We start from the raw sequence: 1,728 nt of genomic DNA, 5'->3' as shown, positions 1-1,728 counted from the left end.
ATAGACGGTCTAAATGAGCCGCTTACAGATAAACTGCCCGACTCGTCTCTGGTTATCAGAGATACCGTGATAATTTATCCAGCCTCTGATTACTCTGATGACGATAGTCAGGACAAGCCTTTTGTCAGGTGTATTCAGGTTCTTCCAGAGAAAGTCCCTGAGTCCCTTCAATTTGGCCGCGAAACGGTCTTTACGACTGGTTAATTTCAGTCGCCATAAACCTTTTCGCGATTCTCCCCAATAGCAGGTAAACCCCAGAAAGTTAAACGTTGGTAGGCGTCTGCCCTCCTGATTGGCTCTCAGTGCTGCGATGTGTCCCGCAGGAATTAGCTGCGATTTGTCATCGTGCAACTCCAGTCCGTATTTATTCAGTCGTTTAGGCAATATCTTGTAAAAGCGCTCTGCCTCACTCATGAACTCAAAGGTAAACACCATATCATCCGCATATCTCACCATCTCCGCCCGGCCGTGAATGTGTGAACGGCTGATTTCATCAAACCATTCGTCTATCACATGGTGCAGGTAGATATTGGCAAGTACCGGCGATAGGATTGACCCTTTGGGGCATCCGCGCACGTTTTCGGATACCTGTTTGCCCTCGATAACGGGTGCCGTTATTAAGACCTCAATCAGTCTGAGAAAACGCCGATCTGATATCTTCTTCCGCAGTAAACTCATCAGCTCAATATGGGGTATTGTGTTGAAGTACTGTCGGATGTCGATCTCCACAACCGCACCATTCCAGTTACGGTATGTTTGCTGTTGCAGTGCCTTCAATGCCGCATGACAATTTAATCCCGGCCGAAACCCGTATGAACACGGCAGAAACAGCGACTCATAAATTCGGCTGAGAATATCACTGACCGCAAGTTGCACCAGTTTGTCCTCTATGCACGAAATAGCCAGAGGCCGTTTACTGCCATCCTCTTTCGGGATCTGTGTGATTCTGGCGGCTTTCGGACGATATGTCCCTCTGCGTATTCGCAGGATGAGATTGTGAATATTCCCATCAAGATGTTCACCGTAAGCGGCTTTTGTCATGCGATCAATACCTACCGCTTTATTCCCGTCAAGCCGCAGGAACTGTCCTTTCAACATGTCACTGTTCAGCAAATGCCCTATGTTATTGAACACCTGCTGTTTGTTACAGGCTGATTTCTTGCCTATACGCTCAAGTTTTGTTAACCATGATTGTCCGTCGTTGCTGTGTACGGTCATTGTTTCCCTCTCACGTTCGATCTGTCTGCCTGCCCTTCGCTCCGCGATCATTACTCGTTTCATCACTACTATGGCTGACTCCGACTTCCTGATACCCGTTTCTCAGGCCTTGTGTTTTGGCACTTGTGCCCGAAATACTCATTCCTTGGAGAAGTATCAGGATCTCCTGGGTTCCGCTCTGTTCTCTACAAGCTCGCCGACGCCTGCGGCTCCGGTGTGCGCTTCTGGCTGGGAAGTTCACCAGTATGACCATTCAGAAGCTGTTGCCTGCTAGCTGGACAAAACTATCGGCACACACGACTTAATGAATTTCGGAGCTATCACGTTCACCTATTGATTTCGGCTCGAATGTTTCGCTGTCTACGCTTCATCTCCTTTGTTACCGCCGGAAATGCAAGACTCGCTACGTAGTGCTGAATACTTTAATTAATAGCCTTATACTGTTTTCCCACGGTAAAGCCATTTAAAAGGTTTGGCTAATACTCGATTGTAATAGTCGATATATTTTAA

The 1,728-nt window shown here is 47.4% G+C and carries 1 pseudogene; it reads right to left on the bottom strand.

From position 1 onward, the window contains the following. Nucleotides 1-27 precede the first annotated feature (27 nt). Nucleotides 28-1,218 (bottom strand): annotated as a pseudogene (locus PSI17_RS16680) (reverse transcriptase domain-containing protein); the annotation flags it as partial. Nucleotides 1,219-1,728 lie beyond the last annotated feature (510 nt).

It is taken from the genome of Xenorhabdus sp. IM139775 (assembly GCF_028598745.1).
In the GTDB taxonomy this organism is placed as follows: Bacteria; Pseudomonadota; Gammaproteobacteria; order Enterobacterales; family Enterobacteriaceae; genus Xenorhabdus.
This window is presented reverse-complemented; position numbering and strand designations above follow the sequence as displayed.